The following is a 22,447-nucleotide window of genomic DNA, read 5'->3' as shown; positions in this document are numbered from 1 at the left end:
ACACCATTCCCTCGGCAGACGAATCCGCCAATGCAACCGAATGCATGCGAAACCTTAACTGGACGGCAAGGCTTACGTGCAATGGTGCCAGCGAGGGATCACTGGGGTAACAGAGTTGGCGATTTACAAAAGTGAGTCCCTTGTCGGGGCAGAAACGGGGTTTTGGTCCGGGCTGCGAAACAGCGAGACCCTCACCGATCTGCGCGAGGGCCTGTTCCGTTTCATCGCGCTGGCCGTCGCCGCACTCTTCGTCTATCGCGGCGCGTACCATATGGTCATCGATCCGGGCCGGCTGAACATACTGCTGCTCATGATCTCCGATGTGCTGACTTTTACCTGGCTGCTGCTGGCGCGCCGACCGATTGTCCGCGACTGGAGCCCCTTCACGGTGTTCATTTCGCTGACGGCCGGTTTCGGCTCGGGTTTCGTATCGCTCCAGGACGGAATCGCCATCATCCCGCTCTATATCGCGGCGCCGCTGCAATTCCTGGCGCTATGGCTGGTGATCTGGGGCAAGATGTCCCTCGGGCGATCCTTTGCTATCCTGCCGGCCAATCGCGGCGTCGTCACCGGCGGCGCCTACCGCTTCGTGCGGCACCCGATCTATGCCGGCTATCTGGCGGGGCACATCCTTTTCCTGCTTTCGAGCTTCTCGCTCTACAATTTCACCGTCTACGCGATCATCACCCTGTTCCAGATCCATCGCATCCTGCGGGAGGAGCGCATCCTGGCGCTGACCGAAGAGTATCGCGACTATCTCGGGCGGGTCCGCTACAGGCTCTGCCCCGGCATCTTCTGACATCGCGCCCGTTCGTTGCCGGCATGTTCCTTGAATTCCGGGCCATTCTCACCATTTGAGAAGGCAGGCACATACGAGTGCCGCGATCGAGGAACGACATGAACGCACGCGTATTGGACGGAGAGATCATCACGACGAGGTTCGAGGACACCCGCGCTTATCGCGGCGTGCGCACGAGGCGCATCTTCGCCTTCCTGCTCGACTATTTCTTCGTCGCGCTGCTGACCATTCCCTTCGCGATCCTGGTCGCCATTCTCGGGCTTTTAACCTTTGGCCTCGGCTGGGCGCTGTTTTCGGTGCTGGTGCCGATGGTTGCCATCCTCTACATCTGGAACACGCTGGGCAGCCGCGACCAGGCGACGACCGGCATGAAGATCATGGGCATTCGCCTGGAGAAGCTCGACGGCAGCCGCATCGACGGCATGACGGCCGTGGTTCACTCGGTGCTGTTCTGGGCCGGCAACGTCATCCTGACGCCGCTGGTGCTGCTGGTCACGCTGTTCTCGGATCGCAAGCGCACGCTGCATGACCTTTTGCTCGGCACGGTCGTCACCCGCACCGACATCTGACTGGTGCCTGCGCCCACTATCGCTGCGCCATTTGTGCTAGAGTATGAACAGGCTGGGCCGGTGGCGACCACACAATCCTGTTGAATTTTTCGCCGGCCGGGCCAAAGGTAGGGCGATTCGCAGGAGCGTTTCCAAGATTAGATGACGCAGCATCCGACCCAGTCGCCGCAGTTCTTCCTGACCGCGCCGTCGCCGTGCCCCTATCTGGAGGGACAGTTCGAGCGCAAGGTGTTCACGCACCTTGTCGGCGACAAGGCGCCGGAGATGAACGACCTGCTCACGCAAGGCGGCTTCCGGCGCTCGCAGAACATCGCCTACCGTCCGGCCTGCGAGTCGTGCCGCGCCTGTGTCTCGGTGCGCATCCTGGCGCAGGAATTCGACCCCAGCCGCAACATGCGCCGCGTTGTCCAGCGCAACGCCGATCTCGTCGGGGCCATGCATGACGCGCAGCCCTCGACCGAGCAATACTCGCTCTTCCGCAGCTATCTCGACGCCCGCCACCGCCGCGGCGGCATGTCCGACATGACCGTGCTCGACTATGCGATGATGGTGGAAGACACGCATGTCGACACCAAGATCATCGAATACCGGCGGCGCGGCCCCGACACGTTCATCACCGGCAAAGGTCATGGCGAGCTGATCGCCGTCGCACTCACCGACAAGATGGCCGATGGCCTGTCGATGGTCTATTCCTACTTCAATCCCGACTTCGAGGACCGCTCGCTCGGCACGTTCATGATCCTCGACCACATCGCCCGAGCCAAGGCGATGGGCCTGCCCCACGTCTATCTCGGCTACTGGGTCAACGGCTCGCGCAAGATGAATTATAAGATGCGCTTCATGCCGCAGGAGCATCTCGGCCCGAAAGGCTGGGAACGCTACGACCACGAAGCGGTCAGTCGCTAAGACAAGTTTTCCCGAACCCGCCCTTATAGTGTTTCAAGGGAGAAGACGCTGGTCTTGCGCGCCCTCGCGCGAGAAAGTGCGCAACCGCGCCGGCCTTCGCTCCCGCTTTGTTTCGAGAACGATCACATGTCTTCCCACACCGATCACCAGAAAGGCCTCCTGATCACCGCCATCGGCGGCTTGGTGCTGAGCATCGATATCCCGCTGATTCGGCTCGCGGACGGCGAAGCCTGGACCATCCTTTTGCTGCGCACCAGCTGCACCTTGGCGGCAGCGCTGATCATGTGGGCCGTCTGGCGCTCTTTCAGCAAGGATGCGCCGCAACTGATACCCGGCTGGTCGGGGCTGATCGTGGCGGTTATCTACGGGCTCGGCGCGGTCGCCTTCATGACAGCCGTCTACCATACATCGACAGCCGATCTCGTCTTCATCCTGGCCTTCAACACCGTCTTCGCGGCGCTGCTGTCGTGGCTGTTCCTGAAGGAGCGGCCACGGCCGCTGACCCTCGCTGCAATGGCGCTGATGATAGCCGGCGTCGCCATCATCGTCGGCGATTCCGTCGGCACCGGATATCTGTTCGGCGACCTGATGGCTTTGTGCTCCTCCTTCCTGATTGCCTGCGCCATCACCATCTCGCGTGCCAGCGGCAAGGACATGGGCTTCACCGCGCTGATCGGGGTAATCCTGCCTTTCGGGGTGGCGGCGTTCATGGTTTCCAGGACAGGCTTCCATGTGGCGGCGCCGTGGTGGATCATCCTGAACGGCGGTGTCGTCATGCCGATCGCGTTCTTCTGCCTCGCCAACGGACCGAAATACATATCGGGCGCGGAAGTCGCGATGTTCTATCTCCTGGAAACGATCCTGGCGCCAGTCTGGGTGTGGATGATCTTCGCCGAGACACCGTCACGCAACAGCCTGATCGGCGGCGGCATCATGATCATAACGCTGGTCGCGCATTCGTTCTGGCAATTGCATGAGGGCCGCAAGCGCCACGCGGACCTTGCGGTGCATCACCCGGCCTGAATCTTCCTCGGCTCGGCGGCCGCCTCGATCCGGGGCGGCCCGCCGGCCTCGTCCACTGGCGGAATCTCGTCCATCAATTCCACCTCGCGCAGCCATTCGCGCCAGATGGCGACGAGCAGCGCCATCAAGACCGGGCCAATGAACAGGCCAAGAAAACCCATCGTCTTGACGCCGCCGATCAGGCCGAAAAAGGTCGGCAGGAACGGCAGCTTGATCGGGCCGCCGACCAGCTTGGGCCGCAAGGTCTTGTCGACGATGAAGAGCTCGACCGCACCCCAGATGAACAGGGCCGCACCGGCGAAAAGCTTGCCGCTGGCGGCGAGATAGATCGACACCAGGGTGAAGGAAAGCGGCGCGCCGCCCGGGATCAGCGCCATGATGCCGGTGAGCGCGCCGAGCGTGACCGGCGACGGCACGCCGGCGAGCCAATAGGCGATGCCCAGCACAAGGCCCTCGCCGATGGCGATGATGGTCATGCCCGTCACGGTCGAGGAGATGGTCGCCGGCACGACGCGCGAGATGCGCTCCCAGCGCGTCGGCAGGATGCGTTCGCCGAGACGGTCGACCTGGGCCGCGAAAGACTCGCCGTCGCGATAGGCGAAGAACAACGCGATCATCATGAACAGAAGCGTCAGCATCAGGCTGAACGCGCTGCCGCCGGCGGCCAAGGCGCCGCGATAGATGCTGCCGATGTTGGAGCCGCTGATCAGCTGGATCAATTCGCCGATGCCGCCCGGATGGCCGAGATAGCCCGTCCATTGCTCGTTCAGCCACTCGCCGATCACCGGCATGGTGGCGATCCAACCGGGTGTCACCGCGCCGTGCCGATTGGTCTCGATCGCCCAGGTGACCCACTCGCGCAGTTCGTTGATGGCATAGGTGCCGGCAAGCGCGATCGGCACCACCAGGAAGGTGAGGATGAAGAGGATCGCCAAGGTCGCGCCGACGGTGCGGTTGCCGCCGACCGCGGTGAGCAGCCGCCGGTAGAGCGGCCAGCTGGCGAAGGCGATGACAAGCGCCGCCAGCACCGGGAACAGGAAACCGTGGAAGAAATAGACGCCGGCGGCGACGATCAGCACCAGGAGCCAGCGCGCCGCCGACAGCGGTGGGATGACGGCTGCCCTCAACGGCGTCGACAGGCCGAACAGTCGCTGCCCCGGCTTCTGGATCTCGGCCCGCTTCAATCCGTCGTCTCTCCCCTGCCCGATGGTTCAATGGATGCTTATGCACCATCATAGTGCAGCAATCGTGACGATAGTCCAAATGATTGGCTAATCTCCCCCCTTGTGGGGGAGATGTCCGGCAGGACAGAGGGGGCGCGAAGGATCGCTACCTTTCTAGCTAAAGTCTGCCTGGACGGACAAGACCGACGAAGGCCGCTCTGAATTGGACGGAGAGGTCGGCGGGACAGCGCCCCCCCTCTGGCCTGCCGGCCATCTCCCCCACAAGGGGGGAGATCAGCAGCTCATCCAAACTTCCCCGTCCGCGGGAAACCCTTCGGCACCATGCGGCCGGCGGCGGCGCGCGCACCGATCCACTCGGCGAGCTCCTCGCGCGACTTGGTGAAGGTGCGATCGGCCGAATCCTGCCAGGAGAGCCCGGTCTCGAGCGTAAAAGTCTTCAGGTCCAGCACGCCGCCGTCCTTGTATTTCTGCAGGCGCACGCCCTTGCCGCGCGCCATTTCCGGGATTTCGGCCAGCGGGAAGACCAGCATCTTGCGGTTCTCGCCGACGATGGCGAGATGGTCGCCTGACACCGGAATGCAGCGCTTGGCCTCGTCCGGCGCCTTGACGTTCATCACCTGCTTGCCCTTGCGGGTGTTGGCGACGACCTCTTCCTCCGAAACGACGAAACCATTGGCGTCATAGGAGACAAGCAGCAGCTTGCGCTTCGGATCATGGACAAAGGCGGTGACGATGTCCTGGTCGTTCTCCATGTCGACGATGATGCGGATCGGCTCGCCATGGCCGCGCCCGCCCGGCAGCCGGTCGGCGCCGATCGTGTAGAACTTGCCGCCGGTGGTGAAGACCAGGATCTTGTCCGTGGTCTGGGCATGGAAGGCAAGCTTCAGGCTGTCGCCTTCCTTGAAGGCGAGCTGCGAATGGTCTGTCAGGTGACCCTTCATGGCGCGCAGCCAGCCCTTTTCCGACACCACCACGGTGACCGGCTCGCGCTCGATCATGGCATGGGCGATGTCGGTCAGATCATGCTCGGGCGCATCGGCGAACTGGGTGCGGCGCCTGCCGAGTTCGGTCTCGGGACCGAACGTGTCGCGGACCTTGGCGACTTCCCACTTGATCGTCGACCATTGCTTGGCGTCGGACGCCAGCAGGGCCTCGATCTGCTTCTTCTCCTCGGTGAGGCCGTCGAACTCCTTGCGGATCTCGATCTCTTCGAGCTTGCGCAAAGCGCGCAGACGCATGTTGAGGATGGCTTCGGCCTGGTTGTCGGTGAGCGACCAGCGGGCCATCATCACTTGCTTGGGCTCATCCTCCTCGCGGATGATCCTGATCACCTCATCGATGTTCAGATAGGCGATCAGGTAGCCGGCGAGGATTTCCAGCCGCTTCTCGATCTCGCCGAGCCGGTATTTCGAGCGGCGGATCAAAACCTCGCGGCGATGGTCGAGCCATTCCTTCAGCACGCCCTTGAGCGAGAGCACGTTCGGCACCTTGCCGCGCGACAAAACGTTCATGTTGAGCGGGAAACGGCTTTCAAGCTCAGTGAGCTTGAAGAGCGATTCCATCAGGAGGCCTGGATCGACAGTGCGGCTCTTCGGCACCAGCACGATACGAATGTCCTCGGCGCTCTCGTCGCGGATGTCTTCGAGCAGCGGCAGCTTGCGCGCCATCAAAAGCTCGGCGATCTTCTCGATCAGCCTGGCCTTCTGCACGCCGTAAGGGATCTCGGTGACGACGATGCTCCAGGTGCCCCTGCCCTGGTCCTCCTGGCCCCATTTGGAGCGCACGCGGAAACCGCCGCGGCCCGTCTCATAGGCTTCGAGAATCGAGGCGCGGCTGTCGACGATGATGCCGCCGGTCGGGAAATCCGGTCCCTGAACGAAATCCATCAGCTTCGCCACCGGCGCTTCCGGATGCTCGATCAGATGGAGTGCTGCGTCGCAAAGCTCGGCCGCGTTGTGCGGCGGGATCGAGGTCGCCATGCCGACGGCAATGCCCGACGAGCCGTTGGCGAGCAGGTTCGGGAAGGCGCCCGGCAGAACGGACGGCTCCTCGTCCTCTTCATTGTAGGTCGGCCGGAAATCGACCGCGTCCTCGGTGATGCCGGCAAGCAGCTCGCTCGCCACCTCGGTCATGCGCGCTTCGGTGTAGCGCATGGCAGCGGCGTTATCGCCGTCGATGTTGCCGAAATTGCCCTGCCCGTCGACCAGCGGGTAGCGCATCGAGAAATCCTGCGCCAGCCGCACCAGCGCGTCATAGATCGACTGGTCGCCATGCGGATGGAACTTACCCATCACGTCGCCGACGATGCGGGCGCATTTGGCGAAGCCCTGATCGGGGTTGAGCCTGAGCAGCCGCATGGCATGCATGATGCGGCGATGGACCGGCTTCAGTCCGTCGCGCACATCCGGCAGCGCCCGGTGCATGATGGTCGACAGCGCGTAAGCAAGATAGCGCCGCTCGAGCGCTTCCTTCAGATCGACCGGTTCGATTTTATCGCCGCCGCCATTGTCATCAGGCGGCAAAAGCCTTTTTCCCATGGATTTGGACTAGCCGAGCGGGTGATTCGCGGCAAGCGCCGCGTGAAGATCGGCGCATTCGCCGCGGCCGCAGACATGCAGCCCACGGTGTGAAGGATTTCACGGAAGCGGCGCCGCGGCGGCTGCAATTTGCCGCCGATCTGCAACAGGCTTAGTCGGCAACATGACGCCGGCCAACATCAATCCGTTACATGCGACCGCTATCTGGCAATGCAACGCGCTGGCGGAGGAAAGCCGCGGTCTTCATGACAAATTCACCGCATCGCGCAAAGGCTGCCGACCGCAGTTTGCTTTTCATCGCCGTTTTCGACAAATGTGCCGGGACATGCCTTCTTCCCGTCCCGTTCGTCACGGAATGGTGATGGAGCAGGTTTCAAAACAAATTTCATCATAGCCAAATCAGGACAGGGAACTCGCCATGACAATCCAACGCTCGACGCTCAAGAAATTGGCTTTTTCGACCTTTCTGCTGACGCTGCCGCTCAATGCGGCGTTCGCCGCCGATCCGGCGGTGGCCGAGCGCATCAAGGCGGCCCTTGCCGCCCAGGGCGTCGACATTTCCTGGACCGGTGTCTCGGGCGACGATTCGAACGCCGTGCTGCAGGGCGTTTCCATCAAGCCGGCCGCCGAGAAGGAAGCACTGCCGATCGGCGACGTGAAGCTGGAAGGGGTCAGCGAAGCCAATGGCGGCTATGAGATCGCCACCGTCTCGACCTCGCCCTTCGAGCACAGCAAGGACGGCGTGACGCTCAATCTCAGCCCGGTGGTCATCCACGACATGAAGGTCCCGGCCGAAGGCGGCACCGATCCGCTCGGCTCGCTGATGATGTACAAGTCTGCGGAACTCTCCAACATGACGGTCAAGGTCGGCGACAAGACGGCGTTCGCGATGGACGGGCTTGCCGTCCAGATCACCCCGCCGGCCGACGGCAAGGCGATGGACTTCACCGCCAACACCGAAAAATTCACCGCAGATCTCTCGCTGGTCGACGATGCGAAGTCGAAGGAAGCGATCGAGGCGCTCGGCTACCAGAACATCTCGGGCAACATTGCGATGGCCGGCACCTGGCAGCCGAGCGACGGCAAGATGGAGCTGTCGAAATATGACATCTCGGTCGAGAATGCCGGCACGCTCGGCATGACCTTCAATCTCGGCGGCTACACGCTCGACTTCATCAAGTCGATGCAGGAAATGCGGAAGAAGCTCGCCGCCCAGCCGGAAGGCGCCGACAATTCCGCGCAAGGCATGGCCATGCTCGGCCTGATGCAACAGCTTTCCTTCAACGGCGCATCGGTGCGCTTCGAGGACGATTCGCTGACCGGCAAGGTGCTCGACTATGTCGGCAAGCAACAGGGCATGTCGGCCAAGGACGTCGCCAACCAGGCCAAGGCGATCGTGCCGTTCGGCATGGCGCAGCTCAACAATCCCGAGCTGACTGCGGAAGTCTCGGCGGCGGTCAACACCTTCCTCGACAATCCGAAGAGCCTGGAAATCTCGGCCGAGCCGCCGTCGTCGGTGCCGTTCGCGCTGATCATGGCCGGCGCCATGTCCAACCCGCTCGATCTGCCGAAGACGCTGGGCGTCAAGGTCAAGGCGAACCAGGACTGATGGAATTACCTGCCTTCTCCCCGTCCCCATACGGGGAGAAGGTGCCGGTCCACCCTCCGAAGCCGCAGCGCAGCTGCTGCGGAGGACGGGCAGGCGGATGAGGGGCAGCGCCGACGCTTGCGAATGAAATTCGATGCAGGACCGATTGCCGGTCAGAAAGCCCCGCCTGCTACGGCGGCCCGTAAATCGCCAGCATCCGCGCTGCCCCTCATTGTCCTGCCGGACATTTCTCCCCGTATAGTGACGGGGAGAAAGGGCAGTTGAAGAGCTGCCGTCAGTCCTTCTTCGCCACCGCGACGCGCAGCGACAGCTCGCGCAGCTGCTGCGGGGTCGCTTCGGATGGCGCGTTCATCAGCAGGTCATAGGCCTGCTGGTTCATTGGGAACATGGTGATCTCGCGCAGGTTCTTGGCCCCCACGAGCAGCATGACGATACGGTCGACACCGGCCGCCATGCCGCCATGCGGCGGCGCGCCATACTGGAAGGCGCGGTAGAGGCCGCCGAAGCGCTCTTCCACCGTCGCGCGGTCCAGGCCGACCATCTCGAAAGCCTTGACCATGGTTTCCGGCAGGTGGTTGCGGATGCCGCCCGACGCGATCTCGAAGCCATTGCAGACCATGTCGTATTGGAACGCCTTGATGCCGAGCGGCTCTTGGCCGTTAAGCGCGTCGATGCCGCCCTGCGGCATGGAGAACGGGTTGTGGGCGAAGTCGATCTTCTTCTCGTCCTCGTTCCATTCGAAGAATGGGAAATCGACGATCCAGCAAAGCTCGAAGCGCTCGCGGTCGACCAGGTTGAGCTCCTCGCCGGCGCGCGTGCGCGCGGCGCCCGCGAAGGTGACGAACTTCTTCGGGTCGCCGGCGACGAAGAAGGCGGCATCGCCATCGGCAAGGCCGAGCTGCTGGCGGATCGCCTCGGTGCGCTCCTCGCCGATGTTCTTGGCGATCGGACCGGCGCCTTCGAGTTTTTCACCTTCCTTGCGCCAGAAGATGTAGCCCAGCCCGGGCTGCCCCTCGCCTTGCGCCCAGGAGTTCATGCGGTCGCAGAAGGCGCGGCTGCCGCCGGTCTTGGCCGGGATCGCCCAGACCTCGGCCTTCGCGTCGTTGGCGAGGATGTTGGCGAAAACCTTGAAGCCGGAATCGCGGAAATGATCCGAGACCGCCTGCATCTCGATCGGGTTGCGCAGGTCCGGCTTGTCGGTGCCGTAGGTGCGCATCGCCTCGTCATAGGGAATGCGGCGGAATTCCCGGGTCACCGGCTTGCCGGCGGCGAAGGTCTCGAAGACACCGCGAAGCACCGGCTCCATGGTGGAGAGCACGTCGTCCTGCTCGACGAAGCTCATCTCGAGGTCGAGCTGGTAGAATTCGCCGGGCAGGCGATCGGCGCGCGGATCCTCGTCGCGGAAGCAGGGCGCGATCTGGAAATAGCGGTCGAAGCCGGAGACCATGATCAGCTGCTTGTACTGCTGCGGCGCCTGCGGCAGCGCGTAGAAGGTGCCGGGGTGAATGCGCGAAGGCACCAGGAAGTCGCGCGCGCCTTCCGGCGAGGACGCGGTCAGGATCGGCGTCGAGAATTCGGTGAAGCCCACCTCACCCATGCGCTTGCGCATCTCTGCGATGATTTTTGTCCGCGCGACGATGTTCTTGTGCAGCGTCTCGCGGCGCAGGTCGAGGAAGCGGTATTTCAGGCGGATGTCTTCGGGGTAATCCGGCTCGCCGAACACCGGCAGCGGCAGCTCCTTGGCGGCCGACAGCACTTCGATCTCGCGCGCGAAAATCTCGATCTCGCCGGTCGGCAGGTTCGGATTGACGGTTTCCGGCAGCCGCGCCTTGACCTCGCCGTCGACGCGGATCACCCATTCGCCACGCACGGTCTCAGCGACCTTGAAGGCCGGCGAATCCGGATCGGCGACGATCTGGGTCAGGCCGTAATGGTCGCGCAAATCGATGAAGAGCAGCCCGCCATGGTCACGCACGCGATGCACCCAGCCCGACAGGCGGACGGAATTGCCGACGTCGCTCTTTCTCAACTGGGCACAGGTGTGGCTGCGGTAACGATGCGTGGTCATTGGTAAAGTCCGGAAATTGCGGGCGACGGCCCGGCTCGAAAATTGGCGCGAAAAGCGCATGAGAGGCCGGCTTTGTCAAGGCAAGCGGTCACACAGGTGCACCGCTGCGACGTTCAGGCAAAGTGGACCTGCGCACCCCGGCTTTGGAAATCGGCGAGAGTGGCGGCAGGCGCGCTCTTTTCCACCACGAGATGACGGATCGCATCCGCCCCCGCCACGCGATAGGGCGCGGCGGTGGCGAGCTTGTCATTGGTGACGGCAATCACGATGCCGGCGCTGTTTTTCGCCATGGCGCGTTTCACTTCGGCTTCGGCCGAATCGAATGCGGTGACGCCGCGCGCGACATCCAGCCCGCAGGATCCGAGAAAGAACAGATCGGCGCCGAGTTGCGCCACCGCGGCCAGCGTATCTGCCCCGACGCAGGTGCCGAGATCGGGCACGTAGCGGCCGCCGAGCACGATCAGCTCGACCAGGGGAAGGTCCGTCAGAGCCGAAGCGACGCCCAGCGAATTGGTGGCGACGGTCAGCTCCATATCGCGCGGGATCGCCCTGGCGATCGCCTCGTTGGTCGTGCCGCCGTCGATGAACAGCGACTGCCCGGCGCCCAGCAGTCCAACCGCCGCCGTGGCGAGCCGCGTTTTTTCCTCGACCGCATGACGGCTGCGCTGGCTGAGCGTCGCGGCGGCAAAGGGCGCGGAGGCGACCGCGCCGCCATAGACGCGGCGCAACTGCCCGGCTTTCGCCAACTCGCGCAGATCGCGGCGCACCGTGTCTTCCGAGACGCCGAAACGGCTGGCGAGCTCGCCCGCCAGCACCCTTCCGTCCGCAGCCAATTGGTTCCGGATGAGTTGATGCCGTTCTTCGGTGAGCATGCATGATCCTATTTATTTGTGCACGTTATTGCATGTTTTGCCGGTTCATGCAAGAAACGGGGTCGTGAGCAGACCCGAGAATTCGCCCGTCATTACTCCCTGTTGGATTGCCCGCGATGATCCTTGGCCTGAAACTCGCCTCCCAGCACCGCGTCTATGCGGGCTTTGCAATCTATTCCTTTGCCATGGGCAACATCTTCCCGCGCCTGCCCGACATCAAACGAGCCATGGGGATCGAGGATGGCACGCTGGGGCTCGCCCTGATCGGCACGCCGATCGGTACCCTTATCGCGCTGACGCTGGCGACGCCGATCCTGGAGCGTGTCGGCTTTCGTCGCGCGCTGCTCTGGCTGGTGCCGCTGCTTGGCCTCGCCTATGCCATCGCGGTGCACGCGCCCGGCCCCGCCGCTCTGTTCCTGATGCTGCTCCCGGTCGGATTGATGATCGGCAGCATCGAGATCATCTTGAATGTCGAGGCCGACAGGACCGAGTTCCTGCTCAAACGCCGCATCATGAACCGGGCGCATTCGTTCTGGAGCATCGGTTTCTTCGGCGCCGGCCTGTTCGGCGGAGCGCTGGCGCATCTCGGCCTGTCGCCGCAACTGCATCTGGCGCTGGTGGTGCCGATGGTTGCAGCTGCGATGGCGCTGTTCCTCGGCGGCTTCGAACCGGCGCCCGCCCGCTTCGCCGCGTCCGGCGATAAGGCGCCGATGTTCGCCCGGCCGACGCTGCCGATCCTCATCCTCGTCGCGGTGACGCTGTCGGCAATGCTGATGGAAGGCGCCAGCATGGATTGGTCGGCGATCTATATGCGCACAGTATTCGACTCAGGGCCGTTCGTCGCCGGGATCACGGTCGCACTGTTCGCCTTCTCGCAGGCGACGACGCGCTTCTTCGCCGACAGCTTCGTCGATCGTTACTCGCCAAGCGGCGTGGCGCGCGTGCTGTTGGCGACGATGATGGTCGGCGTGTTCATCGTCTTCTTTTCGCCCCTGCCCTTCATCTCGATGCTGGGCTTTGCGCTTCTTGGCATCGGCAGCAGCGCCATCTTCCCACTGGCGATCTCGGCTGCGGCGCAGCGCACCGACCGCCCCGCGGCGATCAACGTGGCGGCGCTGTCGCAGATCTCCTTCGTCGCCTTCCTGCTTGGCCCGCCGCTCCTCGGCTTCGTGTCGGACCATTGGGGCATCCGCTCGGCCTTGGCATCGGCATACCTTTCATTGTGCTCAGCCTGGCGGCAGCGGGCGCGCTCGGCCGGCGACCGTCGTCGAACGCAATACCCGAGGGGACAGGATCCGGCTCGACAGGAGAGAGGGTCCCGGCGCGAGCTTATGAAGCATGAACGGCTCGCGCGGCAGCGCCACTTAGCGAAGCTGGCCGCAGCCGCTTGACGGGCATCGCGGGATGGGGTGCGGGCACGCGGTGCGATTTCGCACGGGAGAACCCGACGATCGAACCACCGCTTACGTCGCGGCGCTTGACGAAAGCGCGCGCGGCTGAAATTGAAAGAGGCCTGATACTGTGCCAAAAGCGATTTGATGCGCGTCATCACCACACAAGAAGAACTCGAGAGCGTTATCGCGGCGTTCGAAAAGTCGGAATTCGTTACCGTCGATACCGAATTCATCCGCGAGACGACCTTCTGGCCGATCCTCTGCCTGATCCAGATCGCCGCGCCTGGGATCGAGGCGCTCATCGATCCGTTGGCGCCCGGTATCGACCTGAAGCCGTTTTTCCGGCTCATGGCCAATGAAGCGGTGCTGAAGGTCTTCCACGCGGCGCGCCAGGATATCGAAATCATCGTCCATCTCGGCGATCTGGTGCCGCATCCGGTCTTCGACACGCAGGTGGCGGCGATGGTCTGCGGCTTCGGCGACAGCGTTTCCTACGACCAGCTCGTGCAGAAGGTCACCGGAGCCCGGCTGGACAAGTCCTCGCGCTTCACCGACTGGCGGCACCGGCCGCTCTCCGACAAGCAGCTCGAATACGCGCTTGCCGACGTCACCCATCTGATCAAGGTCTACCAGCATCTCAGCGCCGAGCTGAAGCGCGAGGATCGCGCCCACTGGCTGAACGAGGAGATGGACGTCCTCACCTCGCGCGAGACCTACGATCCGCATCCAGAGGATGCCTGGAAGCGGCTGAAGATGCGGCTGCGCAAACCGCAGGAGCTGGCGATCGTGCAGGCCGTTGCCGCCTGGCGCGAACGGGAGGCGCGCGAGCGCGACGTGCCGCGCGGCCGCGTACTCAAGGACGACGCGATTTATGAGATCGCCCAGCAGGCGCCGCGCGATGCGGCCGCGCTCGGCAAACTGCGCACCACGCCGAAAGGCTGGGAACGCTCGGCCACGGCAACCGCGCTGCTCGGCGCGGTCAACGCGGCGCTGGCGCTGCCCAAGGACGCGATGCCGAAACTGCCGAAAAGCTTGCAGCCGCCGGAGGGGTCGAGCGCGGCGGCGGAACTGCTCAAGGTGCTGCTCAGGATCGTCGCGGAGAAAGAAGGTGTCGCCACCAAGGTGCTTGCCTCCAGCGACGATATCGACCGCATAGCCGCCGAGGGCGAGGAAGCCGACGTGGCGGCGTTGCAGGGCTGGCGGCGCGCCGTTTTCGGCGAGCAGGCGCTAAGGCTGGTGCGCGGTGAGATCGGCATCAAGTTCGACAAGCGCCGGATCGCGGTGTTCGATCTATAGCGTTAAACCAGCCCCAGCAGGTGCAGCGCGAACCAGATCCAGGCGATGAGAAGTATGCCCGCGCCAAGGAAGAAGGCGCGGCTGCGGTGCAGCACATAGTTTCTGTCGAGATGCACCCAGGCGTGAACATAGCGCGTGACTATGAAGAGCCACATCAGTGCCAGCGTCAGATAGTTCACGCCGTTGGTGACGAACAGCGCCAGGCACAGCGCATAGAAGAGAACCGGCAGCTCGAACTGATTGATCAGATTGTTGGCGGCGGTGACGCTTGAGGTGGGCTCGGTCGAGCGGACCTTGTACTGGCTGATCCTGGCCTCGCCCGACTTCACGGCGAGATAGCGCCGCTTGAACATCACCAGATAGACGATATAGACCAGAAGAACATGCGCCAGCATCGGCCAGAAGATGGCGGTCTGGCGCATCTGCTTCCCCTCAGCGCCGCCGCTGCCCGGCCAGCGCGAAGACCGCGATGACGAAGACCGGAATCGCCAGCAGCGCGAATTTGGTGACGGTCAGCGACGAGGCGAAGGCCAGCGAATCGGGATTGGCCAGCTGGAAGTCGGAAAGCAGCCGCGCCAGCGCGAAATTCTGGGCGTAGTCTGCGACCGCATAGGGCAGCACCAGCACCAGCGAGAACAAGGCCTGGAGCTGCGCCGGCATGGCGCGGAAGGTGCTGAGTCGCCGCCCGAGGGCGAGGATGAGGCTCACCAGCGTCAGCGACAGCAGCGCCGGGAACAAAAGATCGAAGGTCAGATAGTGCCAGACGATGATGATCTCGCCGCCGCGGCGGCCGAGCGCGGTGAGCCAGGCCATGCCTTCGTCGGGCGTGAAACCTGCAATGCGCATGTCGAGCGAAGCCAGGCCGCCGCTCAAGCGCTGGAAATAGAGAAACTCCAGCGCCGTCATAACCAGGAACAGCGCAATCGAGGCGATGGAGAGCGCCGCCGCGTGACGCGACAGCCGCAGCACCGCCACGCTCAAATCACGCCACAGTCCCCGCCGGCGGTCGGACTGATCGTCCTGCCGATCAAATTCCGCCCGGGTAATTGGGGCTTTCGCGGGTGATCGTGACGTCATGGGCATGGCTTTCACGAAGTCCGGCGTTGGATATGCGCACAAAGGTGGCGCGCTCGCGGAAATCTGCAAGGTCACGCCCACCCACATAACCCATAGCGGCTTTCAGGCCGCCTGCAAGCTGGTGCAGCACGCCAGCCACAGGTCCTTTGTAAGGAACCTGCCCTTCAATGCCCTCCGGAACCAGCTTCAGCGTGTCGCGAACCTCGGCCTGGAAGTAGCGGTCGGCCGAGCCGCGCGCCATGGCGCCGACCGAGCCCATGCCGCGATAGGCCTTGAAGGAGCGGCCCTGGTGCAGATAGACCTCGCCGGGGCTCTCGTCGGTGCCGGCAAGCAGCGAACCGATCATGGCCGCACTTGCGCCCGCGGCCAGCGCCTTGGCGAGATCGCCCGAATATTTGATGCCACCGTCGGCAATGACGCTGACGCCGGCCCTGCTGGCCGTCTCGACCGCCGACATGATCGCCGACAACTGCGGCACGCCGACGCCTGCGACGATTCTGGTGGTGCAGATCGAGCCCGGACCGATGCCGACCTTGACCGCGTCGGCGCCGGCGTCGATCAGCGCCTGCGTGCCGTCTGCCGTGGCGACATTGCCGGCCAGGATGCGCACGGAATTTGAGAGTTTCTTCGCCCGCGTCACTGCGTCCAACACGCGCTGCGAATGACCGTGCGCGGTGTCGATGACCAAAAGGTCGACGCCGGCATCGATCAGGCGCTCGGCGCGCTCGAAGCCGTCGTCGCCGACGCTGGTGGCGGCCGCGGCGCGCAGGCGTCCCTGCGCATCCTTGGTAGCATGCGGGTTGAGCTGCGACTTCTCGATGTCCTTGACGGTGATCAGGCCGACGCAATTGCCATTCCTGTCGACCACCACCAGTTTCTCGATGCGGTGCTTGTGGAGCAGGCGCTTGGCTTCGTCCTGGTCGACATTCTCCTTGACGGTGATCAGGTTCTCACGCGTCATCAGCTCGTAGACCTTCTGCGCCGGATCGGAGGCGAAGCGAACGTCGCGGTTGGTGAGGATGCCGACCAGGCGACCGACCGTGTGACCGCCGGTGCCGCCATTTTCGACCACCGGAATGCCGGAGATCGAATAGGTGCGCATCAGCGCCAGCGCGTCGGCCAGCGTTGCGTCGGGGCCGATGGTGACGGGGTTCACCACCATGCCGGATTCGAATTTCTTCACCTGCCTGACCTGCTCGGCCTGCTCGGCCGGCGAGAAATTGCGGTGGATGACGCCGATGCCGCCGGCCTGCGCCATGGCGATCGCCAGCCGCGCTTCGGTGACGGTGTCCATGGCGGCCGAAAGGATCGGCACGTTGAGATCGATATCGCCGGCTATGCGGGTGCGGATGTCGGTTTCGCCCGGCATCACCTCGGAATGGCCGGGCTGCAAGAGCACGTCGTCGAAGGTCAGCGCCAGCGCGCCGGTGGACGTTTCGATGATTTTCGCCATGGCCAGTCCTTTTGAATGCGGAAAAGGCGCCGGGCCGATTGGCCAGCGCCGACTCTCATCTTCCCTTTCAGGATTGGCGCTGGCTGGTAACACGTCCTGTCGCGGTTGAAAAGCCGATCGTTACGCGACGTGACGGCGCCCGTTTCGAGCCAAGGCCTTCATCGCTAGCGTTCGTAAGTATCGTCGCGCGTCCAGTTTTCGACAGCGACAACCGGCTGTTGCTCGAGCCGCGACAATAACGCTGCGCGCGAATGGGGCAATAAATCCTGCGTGTCGGCAGGAACGATCCGCGCCACAGGCCGCCCGTTGCTGACCACGACATAGCTTTGTCCTTCACTGGCTCCGCGCAGGATGAAGGAGATTTTGCGTTCGACGTCAGCTATGCAGACGGTGTTGTCCATGTCAGCACTCCAAGCAGCACCGGTAGTATGACGGCACGCCCGGTACAACTACATTCCGCCGAAAAATTGCGCCACCAGTGGCTGCGCTCCCGCAAAAGTGACAGCAATTTAATGCGACATCCGGAACGAGGCGTGGTAACCGCCCGGTCGCACCGGTTCGCCCCCAGCCGGGCCTAGAATCGCGAAGACAGATCAGGGCGTCTCCCTTGAACCGCATCATCCCGCTCATACTGGCGGTCGCACTTTTCATGGAGAACATGGATTCGACCGTGATCGCGACGTCGCTGCCGGCGATCGCCATCGACATCCACACGAGCCCGATCGCGCTGAAGCTGGCGCTGACGGCTTATCTGGTGTCGCTGGCGATCTTCATTCCGATCAGCGGCTGGATGGCCGACCGGTTTGGCGCCAAGACGGTGTTTCGCGCCGCGATCGGCGTCTTCATCGCCGGCTCCGTCGCCTGCGCGTTCTCCAATTCGCTGCCGGCCTTCGTGGTGTCGCGATTCCTGCAAGGCATAGGCGGCGCTATGATGACGCCGGTCGGGCGCCTGGTGCTGGTGCGCGCCACGCCGAAGAACGAGCTGGTTGCAGCGATGTCCTGGCTGACGGTGCCGGCGCTTGTCGGCCCTCTGGTCGGCCCACCGATCGGCGGCTTCATCACCACCTATTTCACCTGGCACTGGATTTTTCTGATCAACGTGCCGATCGGATTGCTGGGCATCTGGCTCGCCACGCGGTTCTTGCCCAAAACCGAGCCTGCGGAGACACCGCCGCTCGATTTCCCAGGATTTGTGCTCAGCGGTCTCGCAGCGTCCGGCGTCGTCTTCGGCCTTTCCGTCGTCAGCCTGCCGGCGCTGCCGCCGATGGCCGGCTTCATCACGGTGGCCGTCGGCGTGGCCTCCGGCGCGCTCTATCTCCTCCATGCGCGGCGCGCCAGGAGCCCGCTGCTGGCGCTGGAGCTGTTCCGCAACCAGGTCTTCCGATCCTCCGTGCTCGGCGGGTCGCTGTTTCGCATCGGCATCGGCGCGGTGCCGTTCCTTCTGCCGCTGATGTTCCAGATCGGCTTCGGGCTGACGCCGTTCCAGTCAGGCATGATCATCTTCGTCTCGGCGATCGGCGCCATCGGCATGAAATTCGTCACCGCGCTGCTGTTCCGGCTCGCCGGCTTCCGGCGCGTGCTGATCTGGGGCTCGCTGGTCGCGGCCGCCTCGATCGCCATCTACGGTCTGTTCACGCCGCAGACGCCCTATGCACTGATGCTGGCGATCCTTCTGGTCGGAGGCTTCATCCGCTCGATGTTCTTCACCGGCGTCAATGCGCTCTCCTATGCCGAGATCACGTCCGCCGACACCAGCAAGGCGACGCCGATCACGGCGGTTTTCCAGCAATTGTCGATCGCGATGGGCGTGGCGCTGGCCGGCGGCATCCTCGAAGTGTCGACCTCGATCCATGGCGGGCCGCTGACCCTGCGGGATTTCCACATCGCCTTCTTCATCGTGGCAGCCGTCTCGGCGGCAGCCTCGATCACCTTCATGCGACTTGCGCCGGAGGCCGGCAACGCGGTCTCGGGCCACGGCCGGCTGACCAAACCAAAGACGCTGGAAACGGTCGGGACTGCGGGGAAGTGAGCGCCTTCTCCTTCTCCCACAAGGGGAGAAGGGCAAGGCGCTAGCCTTTGAACTCCTTCGCCAGCAAATACAGCTCCACCGATTCATCGCGCGAGGCCGGCGGCTTCACGTGATGGACCGAGCGGAAGTTCTGCTTCAGCAGTGACAAAAGCTCATTCTCGGCGCCGCCCTGAAAAGTCTTTGCTAGGAAATGTCCGCCGGGCTTCAGGACGTGCAGCGCGAAATCGGCCGCGACTTCGCACAGATGCATGGTGCGCAGATGATCGGTGCGGCGATGCCCGGTCGTGGGCGCGGCCATATCGGACAGCACCACATCCGGCTGACCGCCGAGCGCCTCGGCAAGTTTTTGCGGCGCGTCCGGATCGAGGAAATCCATCTGCAGGATGATAGCGCCCGGAACCGCATCCATTTCGAGGTAGTCGATGCCGACGACATGCGGATTTTCCGCGGTCGACTTCGTCCGCGCGGCTGCCACCTGGCACCATCCGCCGGGCGCGGCGCCCAGGTCGATGACCTTCATGCCGGGCTTCAGCAGATGATGCTTGTCATCGATCTCGATCAGCTTATAGGCGGCGCGCGAACGGTAGCCATCGGCCTTCGAGCGCTGCACATAGGGATCGTTCATGTGGCGCTCGAGCCAGCGGCGCGAGGATTCCTTCAAGCCGCTCTTCTTCTTGATCCTGGTCTTGAGGACGCGAATGCTGGCAGATCCTGACTTTTCGGGTTTCTTGGTCATTGCCTGATTTCTTGCCCGAGCATGATCCTGTGCGAAAACCGATCGCCACTTTTCGCTGGCCCGGTCCTGAAATTCGGTATCAGGATTTCCGGTCCGCTTTTTCTCGCTCGCTTCGTCGCGCCGGTTTTGCGACGGCTTCGCGTTTCACGGAGGGCTTCCCCCACTCGGTCGCCGTTTCGCTGCGCCACCTCTCCCCCCTCCAGAGGGAGAGGAAGGGCGCCAAAGCTGGCGAGTTCGCGCCTTTCCTCTCTCCCGTCGATCGGGGGAGAGGTGTCGAGCGTAGCTCGACGGAGTGGGGGTCGACTGCTCATCAAAACAATGCGGCCACTTTTTGGGATCATGCGCGGCGCCCGCCATTATTGCGCCAGACGCCGTCATCGGCCATGAGTTCGCTGAGGATTCCCTCGCGCAGGCCGCGGTCGGCGACGCGCAGCCGCTCGGACGGCCAGACACCGCGGATCGCTTCCAGTATGGCGCAGCCGGCGAGCACGAGATCGGCGCGGTCGGCGCCGATGCAGGGGTTGGCGCAGCGCTGCTGGAAATCCCAGCCGATCAGCCGCTCGATCATGCGGTCGACGCTGTCGCGGTCCATCCACAGCCCATCGACGCGGCGGCGGTCGTAGCGCTCGAGGTCGAGATGCACGCCGGCGAGCGTCGTCACTGTGCCGGAAGTGCCGAGCAGATGGAAGTTGGGGCTGGCCAGCACATGCGCGAGCCGATCGCGGCCATCGAAGGCCTTCAGCCGTGCGGCCACATCGTCAACCATGGCGGCAAAGGTCTCGCGCGTCACGGTGCGGCCGCCGAAGCGCTCGGCGAGCGAGACGACGCCGACGGGCAGCGATGTCCAGGAAACAATGTGGTTGGCCAGACGCGGCGAGCGCCGTCCGGTCAGGTCGATCAGCGCGATTTCCGACGAGCCGCCGCCAATGTCGAACAGCACCACGCCTTGGGTGTCGCGCTCGACCAGCGAGCCGCAACCGGAAACGGCAAGGCGGGCCTCGGTCTGGCGATCGATGATCTCGAGCTTCAGCCCGGCCTCGCGCTCGACGCGATCCAAAAACTCGACACCGTTGGCGGCCGAGCGGCAGGCCTCGGTGGCGATCAGCCTGGCTTTCCGGATCTTGCGGTTGCGCAGCTTCTCGCCGCAGATCTTCAGCGCCTCTACCGCGCGGTCCATCGCCGCCTGGCCGAGCCGGCCGCTGGCGGTCAGCCCCTCGCCCAGCCTGACAATGCGCGAGAAAGCGTCGATGACGCGGAATTGACCGTGGCGGCCGGGCACAGCGACCAGCAACCGGCAATTGTTGGTGCCGAGGTCGAGCGCGGCGAAGACAGGCAATTCCTGCTGCGGCGGACGCTGCGGGGCCGCCGGCCTTGGCTCAACCGGCGAAGGCCCGCTCCGAGGCTGGCTCGCCTGCGTGGCGGCAGGCGCGGCATGCGGCACGGCGCCGTTCTCGTCGCGTGCGAACACCTTGCGGCCGCGCTTGCGCTTGCGTCGCTTGCGCGTCTTGCCTTTCGGTTGATCGCCATGCTGGTCGGCCTGACCTAGGCCAATCTGTCGCTGGCCGGCATGTCTTTGGTGCGCGCCCGCGTGGCGGCTGAATCGCGCCGTGTGCGGGCCCGCCGATTGCGTCGGCGAGGCCCCGGACATGCCCACTGCCGACGCGCCCGCGCCGGTATCGTGGTCTTCCACTTCAGTTCCTTCCGGCGCCGCGCGAACCGGGAAAGGACGCAGCAGGCACCTCGATTTGTTTCAAGTTGGCAACAGAGTAGCAGCGCCGTTCGCAATCACCAAGAGCGCGAAGCCGAATTTCGCCAACGCCGCATTTTGCCAGGATCATGTTGGGGCAATGTCTTGCCGGTTGAATAGCCGGCTTCAATCGGGCATGTCTCAAATGCGGGTTCGAAGGGTTGGGCAACATCAAATCAATGAGCTGCAGCGCATGATGACGACGCCATGAATTGGAGGCGCTATTTCTGGCCGGTCATAGGCATCGCGGCCGTCGCGTTCTCGCTGTGGCTGCTCATCCACGAACTGCGCGGCATTTCGCTCGACGATGTCTGGGCCGGCATTGCCGCCATCCCGCCGCGCGATTGGGTGCTCGCGGCACTGAGCGCGGTCGTCGCCTATGCCTCGCTCGCCGGTTACGACCACATAGCGCTGCTGCATATCGGCAAAAAAGTGTCGTGGCTGTTCGTCACGCTGTGCTCCTTCACCACTTACGCGGTGTCGCACAATATCGGCGGTTCGGTGTTTTCCGGTGCGGTGATCCGCTATCGCGCCTATGCCACGCGAGGGCTGACCGGCCAGGAGGTCGGCGTGCTGGTGGCGATCTGCTGGTTCACCTTCATCCTGTCCAGCGTTTTCCTCGGCGGCCTCGTTCTGCTGTTCGAGCCGCAAATCATCGATCGCTTCACCGGCGCGCCGCATCATGGCGCTGCATTCGCGGCAGGGCTCGCCATGCTTATCCTCGTCGGCGCCTACGCCTTCGGCAGCTGGCTGCGGCTCAGACCATTGACGATCGGCAGCTTCCAGCTCCACTACCCGGCGCTGCCGATCGTGGCGCGACAGTTGCTGATCGGACCGGTCGAACTGCTGGGAGCCGCTGCAATCATCTATTTTGCCCTGCCGGAAGTCGGCAATCCCGGTTATTTCGTCGTGCTCGGCGTGTTCATGGTGTCGTTCTCGATCGGGCTTCTGTCGCATGCGCCGGGCGCGCTCGGCGTGTTCGAGGTCGTCTTCCTCACCGGCCTTTCCGACATGGATCCGGTCGGCGTGCTAGCCGCGCTTCTGGTGTTCCGCTTGTTCTATCTCATCATTCCGCTGCTGATCGGCCTTGGCGTGGTGCTCTATTTCGAGCATTCGCAGTACAGCAAAGGTGGCAGTTGAACCCCCCT

At 63.8% G+C, this 22,447-nt stretch carries 20 protein-coding genes; 10 read left to right on the top strand and 10 right to left on the bottom strand.

Annotation, left to right across the window (positions count from 1 at the left end; translation table 11 throughout):
• The first annotated feature begins 115 nt into the window (after positions 1 to 115).
• From LB565_RS05505 to LB565_RS05490, 4 genes are all read left to right on the top strand, one after another.
• Complete coding sequence (locus tag LB565_RS05505; protein WP_224582146.1) at positions 116 to 799, top strand: methyltransferase family protein; 684 nt, start codon at positions 116 to 118, stop codon at positions 797 to 799.
• 98 nt (positions 800 to 897) lie between these two features.
• Positions 898 to 1,368 carry an RDD family protein gene (locus tag LB565_RS05500; RefSeq protein WP_073989170.1) on the top strand — a complete coding sequence of 157 codons (471 nt, stop codon included), beginning with the start codon at positions 898 to 900 and terminating at the stop codon, positions 1,366 to 1,368.
• Positions 1,369 to 1,509: 141 nt separating this feature from the next.
• On the top strand, positions 1,510 to 2,274 hold the full coding sequence (locus LB565_RS05495; RefSeq protein ID WP_224582145.1) for an arginyltransferase: 765 nt from the start codon (positions 1,510 to 1,512) through the stop codon (positions 2,272 to 2,274).
• Between the two features lie 126 nt (positions 2,275 to 2,400).
• Positions 2,401 to 3,297 carry a DMT family transporter gene (locus tag LB565_RS05490; RefSeq protein ID WP_224582144.1) on the top strand — a complete coding sequence of 299 codons (897 nt, stop codon included), beginning with the start codon at positions 2,401 to 2,403 and terminating at the stop codon, positions 3,295 to 3,297.
• Here the strand turns inward: LB565_RS05490 and LB565_RS05485 are convergent.
• Positions 3,285 to 4,481: an AI-2E family transporter gene (locus LB565_RS05485; protein WP_224582143.1), complete on the bottom strand. Its 1,197-nt coding sequence runs from the start codon at positions 4,479 to 4,481 to the stop codon at positions 3,285 to 3,287. The genes LB565_RS05490 and LB565_RS05485 overlap by 13 nt on opposite strands.
• 281 nt (positions 4,482 to 4,762) lie before the next feature.
• Entirely contained in the window at positions 4,763 to 7,018 is a 2,256-nt protein-coding gene (parC, locus tag LB565_RS05480) for a DNA topoisomerase IV subunit A (protein WP_224582142.1), read from the bottom strand.
• Positions 7,019 to 7,181: 163 nt separating this feature from the next.
• Between parC and LB565_RS05475 the strand changes: the two genes are divergently transcribed.
• Together LB565_RS05475 and LB565_RS05470 are read left to right on the top strand one after the other, a co-directional pair.
• The gene (locus LB565_RS05475) at positions 7,182 to 7,412 is read left to right on the top strand and encodes a hypothetical protein (RefSeq protein WP_224582141.1); all 231 of its coding nucleotides are present in this window, start codon (positions 7,182 to 7,184) and stop codon (positions 7,410 to 7,412) included.
• A gap of 24 nt (positions 7,413 to 7,436) precedes the next feature.
• Positions 7,437 to 8,627, top strand: coding sequence for a hypothetical protein (locus LB565_RS05470; RefSeq protein ID WP_224582140.1), 1,191 nt, complete (start codon positions 7,437 to 7,439; stop codon positions 8,625 to 8,627).
• A gap of 274 nt (positions 8,628 to 8,901) precedes the next feature.
• On the opposite strand, the gene aspS is transcribed toward LB565_RS05470, so the two are convergent.
• Both aspS and LB565_RS05460 read right to left on the bottom strand, forming a co-directional pair.
• Positions 8,902 to 10,695 (bottom strand): aspartate--tRNA ligase, encoded by a 1,794-nt coding sequence (aspS, locus tag LB565_RS05465; RefSeq protein ID WP_224582139.1) that lies wholly within the window; start codon positions 10,693 to 10,695, stop codon positions 8,902 to 8,904.
• A gap of 113 nt (positions 10,696 to 10,808) precedes the next feature.
• Positions 10,809 to 11,567, bottom strand: a complete 759-nt coding sequence (locus tag LB565_RS05460; RefSeq protein ID WP_224582138.1) for a DeoR/GlpR family DNA-binding transcription regulator — start codon at positions 11,565 to 11,567, stop codon at positions 10,809 to 10,811.
• Positions 11,568 to 11,683: 116 nt separating this feature from the next.
• On the opposite strand from LB565_RS05460, the gene LB565_RS05455 reads away from it, so the two are divergent.
• Positions 11,684 to 12,958 (top strand): MFS transporter, encoded by a 1,275-nt coding sequence (locus LB565_RS05455; RefSeq protein ID WP_224582137.1) that lies wholly within the window; start codon positions 11,684 to 11,686, stop codon positions 12,956 to 12,958.
• Between the two features lie 147 nt (positions 12,959 to 13,105).
• Positions 13,106 to 14,257 (top strand): ribonuclease D, encoded by a 1,152-nt coding sequence (gene rnd, locus LB565_RS05450; protein ID WP_224582136.1) that lies wholly within the window; start codon positions 13,106 to 13,108, stop codon positions 14,255 to 14,257.
• Positions 14,258 to 14,259: 2 nt separating this feature from the next.
• On the opposite strand, the gene LB565_RS05445 is transcribed toward rnd, so the two are convergent.
• The 4 genes from LB565_RS05445 to LB565_RS05430 all read right to left on the bottom strand — a co-directional run bounded on the left by LB565_RS05445 (position 14,260) and on the right by LB565_RS05430 (position 17,188).
• Positions 14,260 to 14,679: an MAPEG family protein gene (locus LB565_RS05445; protein ID WP_224582135.1), complete on the bottom strand. Its 420-nt coding sequence runs from the start codon at positions 14,677 to 14,679 to the stop codon at positions 14,260 to 14,262.
• Between the two features lie 10 nt (positions 14,680 to 14,689).
• Positions 14,690 to 15,238 carry a hypothetical protein gene (locus tag LB565_RS05440; protein ID WP_224582134.1) on the bottom strand — a complete coding sequence of 183 codons (549 nt, stop codon included), beginning with the start codon at positions 15,236 to 15,238 and terminating at the stop codon, positions 14,690 to 14,692.
• A 46-nt stretch (positions 15,239 to 15,284) separates the two neighbouring features.
• Positions 15,285 to 16,787 carry an IMP dehydrogenase gene (guaB, locus tag LB565_RS05435; protein WP_224582133.1) on the bottom strand — a complete coding sequence of 501 codons (1,503 nt, stop codon included), beginning with the start codon at positions 16,785 to 16,787 and terminating at the stop codon, positions 15,285 to 15,287.
• A gap of 164 nt (positions 16,788 to 16,951) precedes the next feature.
• Complete coding sequence (locus LB565_RS05430; RefSeq protein ID WP_224582132.1) at positions 16,952 to 17,188, bottom strand: type II toxin-antitoxin system prevent-host-death family antitoxin; 237 nt, start codon at positions 17,186 to 17,188, stop codon at positions 16,952 to 16,954.
• Between the two features lie 206 nt (positions 17,189 to 17,394).
• Here LB565_RS05430 and LB565_RS05425 point away from each other — a divergent pair, with 206 nt between their 5' ends.
• Positions 17,395 to 18,816 carry an MFS transporter gene (locus LB565_RS05425; protein WP_224582131.1) on the top strand — a complete coding sequence of 474 codons (1,422 nt, stop codon included), beginning with the start codon at positions 17,395 to 17,397 and terminating at the stop codon, positions 18,814 to 18,816.
• A 40-nt stretch (positions 18,817 to 18,856) separates the two neighbouring features.
• On the opposite strand, the gene LB565_RS05420 is transcribed toward LB565_RS05425, so the two are convergent.
• Positions 18,857 to 19,552: an RlmE family RNA methyltransferase gene (locus LB565_RS05420; RefSeq protein WP_224582130.1), complete on the bottom strand. Its 696-nt coding sequence runs from the start codon at positions 19,550 to 19,552 to the stop codon at positions 18,857 to 18,859.
• A 337-nt stretch (positions 19,553 to 19,889) separates the two neighbouring features.
• Positions 19,890 to 21,242, bottom strand: a complete 1,353-nt coding sequence (locus LB565_RS05415) for a Ppx/GppA phosphatase family protein (protein ID WP_224582129.1) — start codon at positions 21,240 to 21,242, stop codon at positions 19,890 to 19,892.
• Between the two features lie 264 nt (positions 21,243 to 21,506).
• Between LB565_RS05415 and LB565_RS05410 the strand changes: the two genes are divergently transcribed.
• Positions 21,507 to 22,439 (top strand): YbhN family protein, encoded by a 933-nt coding sequence (locus LB565_RS05410; RefSeq protein WP_224582128.1) that lies wholly within the window; start codon positions 21,507 to 21,509, stop codon positions 22,437 to 22,439.
• The last annotated feature ends 8 nt before the right edge of the window (positions 22,440 to 22,447 follow it).

Origin of the sequence: Mesorhizobium sp. CA14 (assembly GCF_020165195.1) — a bacterium.
In the GTDB taxonomy this organism is placed as follows: domain Bacteria; phylum Pseudomonadota; class Alphaproteobacteria; order Rhizobiales; family Rhizobiaceae; genus Mesorhizobium.
This window is presented reverse-complemented; position numbering and strand designations above follow the sequence as displayed.

What these genes read in the sequence shown, in the direction of transcription:
- LB565_RS05470 (WP_224582140.1), top strand. Translation starts at nt 7,437, where the DNA reads ATGACAATCCAACGCTCGACGCTCAAGAAATTGGCTTTTTCGACCTTT.
- rnd (WP_224582136.1), top strand. Translation starts at nt 13,106, where the DNA reads ATGCGCGTCATCACCACACAAGAAGAACTCGAGAGCGTTATCGCGGCG.
- LB565_RS05495 (WP_224582145.1), top strand. Translation starts at nt 1,510, where the DNA reads ATGACGCAGCATCCGACCCAGTCGCCGCAGTTCTTCCTGACCGCGCCG.
- LB565_RS05445 (WP_224582135.1), bottom strand. Translation starts at nt 14,679, where the DNA reads ATGCGCCAGACCGCCATCTTCTGGCCGATGCTGGCGCATGTTCTTCTG.
- LB565_RS05430 (WP_224582132.1), bottom strand. Translation starts at nt 17,188, where the DNA reads ATGGACAACACCGTCTGCATAGCTGACGTCGAACGCAAAATCTCCTTC.
- LB565_RS05475 (WP_224582141.1), top strand. Translation starts at nt 7,182, where the DNA reads ATGACGCCGGCCAACATCAATCCGTTACATGCGACCGCTATCTGGCAA.
- aspS (WP_224582139.1), bottom strand. Translation starts at nt 10,695, where the DNA reads ATGACCACGCATCGTTACCGCAGCCACACCTGTGCCCAGTTGAGAAAG.
- parC (WP_224582142.1), bottom strand. Translation starts at nt 7,018, where the DNA reads ATGGGAAAAAGGCTTTTGCCGCCTGATGACAATGGCGGCGGCGATAAA.
- LB565_RS05455 (WP_224582137.1), top strand. Translation starts at nt 11,684, where the DNA reads ATGATCCTTGGCCTGAAACTCGCCTCCCAGCACCGCGTCTATGCGGGC.
- LB565_RS05460 (WP_224582138.1), bottom strand. Translation starts at nt 11,567, where the DNA reads ATGCTCACCGAAGAACGGCATCAACTCATCCGGAACCAATTGGCTGCG.
- LB565_RS05420 (WP_224582130.1), bottom strand. Translation starts at nt 19,552, where the DNA reads ATGACCAAGAAACCCGAAAAGTCAGGATCTGCCAGCATTCGCGTCCTC.
- LB565_RS05490 (WP_224582144.1), top strand. Translation starts at nt 2,401, where the DNA reads ATGTCTTCCCACACCGATCACCAGAAAGGCCTCCTGATCACCGCCATC.
- LB565_RS05410 (WP_224582128.1), top strand. Translation starts at nt 21,507, where the DNA reads ATGAATTGGAGGCGCTATTTCTGGCCGGTCATAGGCATCGCGGCCGTC.
- LB565_RS05500 (WP_073989170.1), top strand. Translation starts at nt 898, where the DNA reads ATGAACGCACGCGTATTGGACGGAGAGATCATCACGACGAGGTTCGAG.
- guaB (WP_224582133.1), bottom strand. Translation starts at nt 16,787, where the DNA reads ATGGCGAAAATCATCGAAACGTCCACCGGCGCGCTGGCGCTGACCTTC.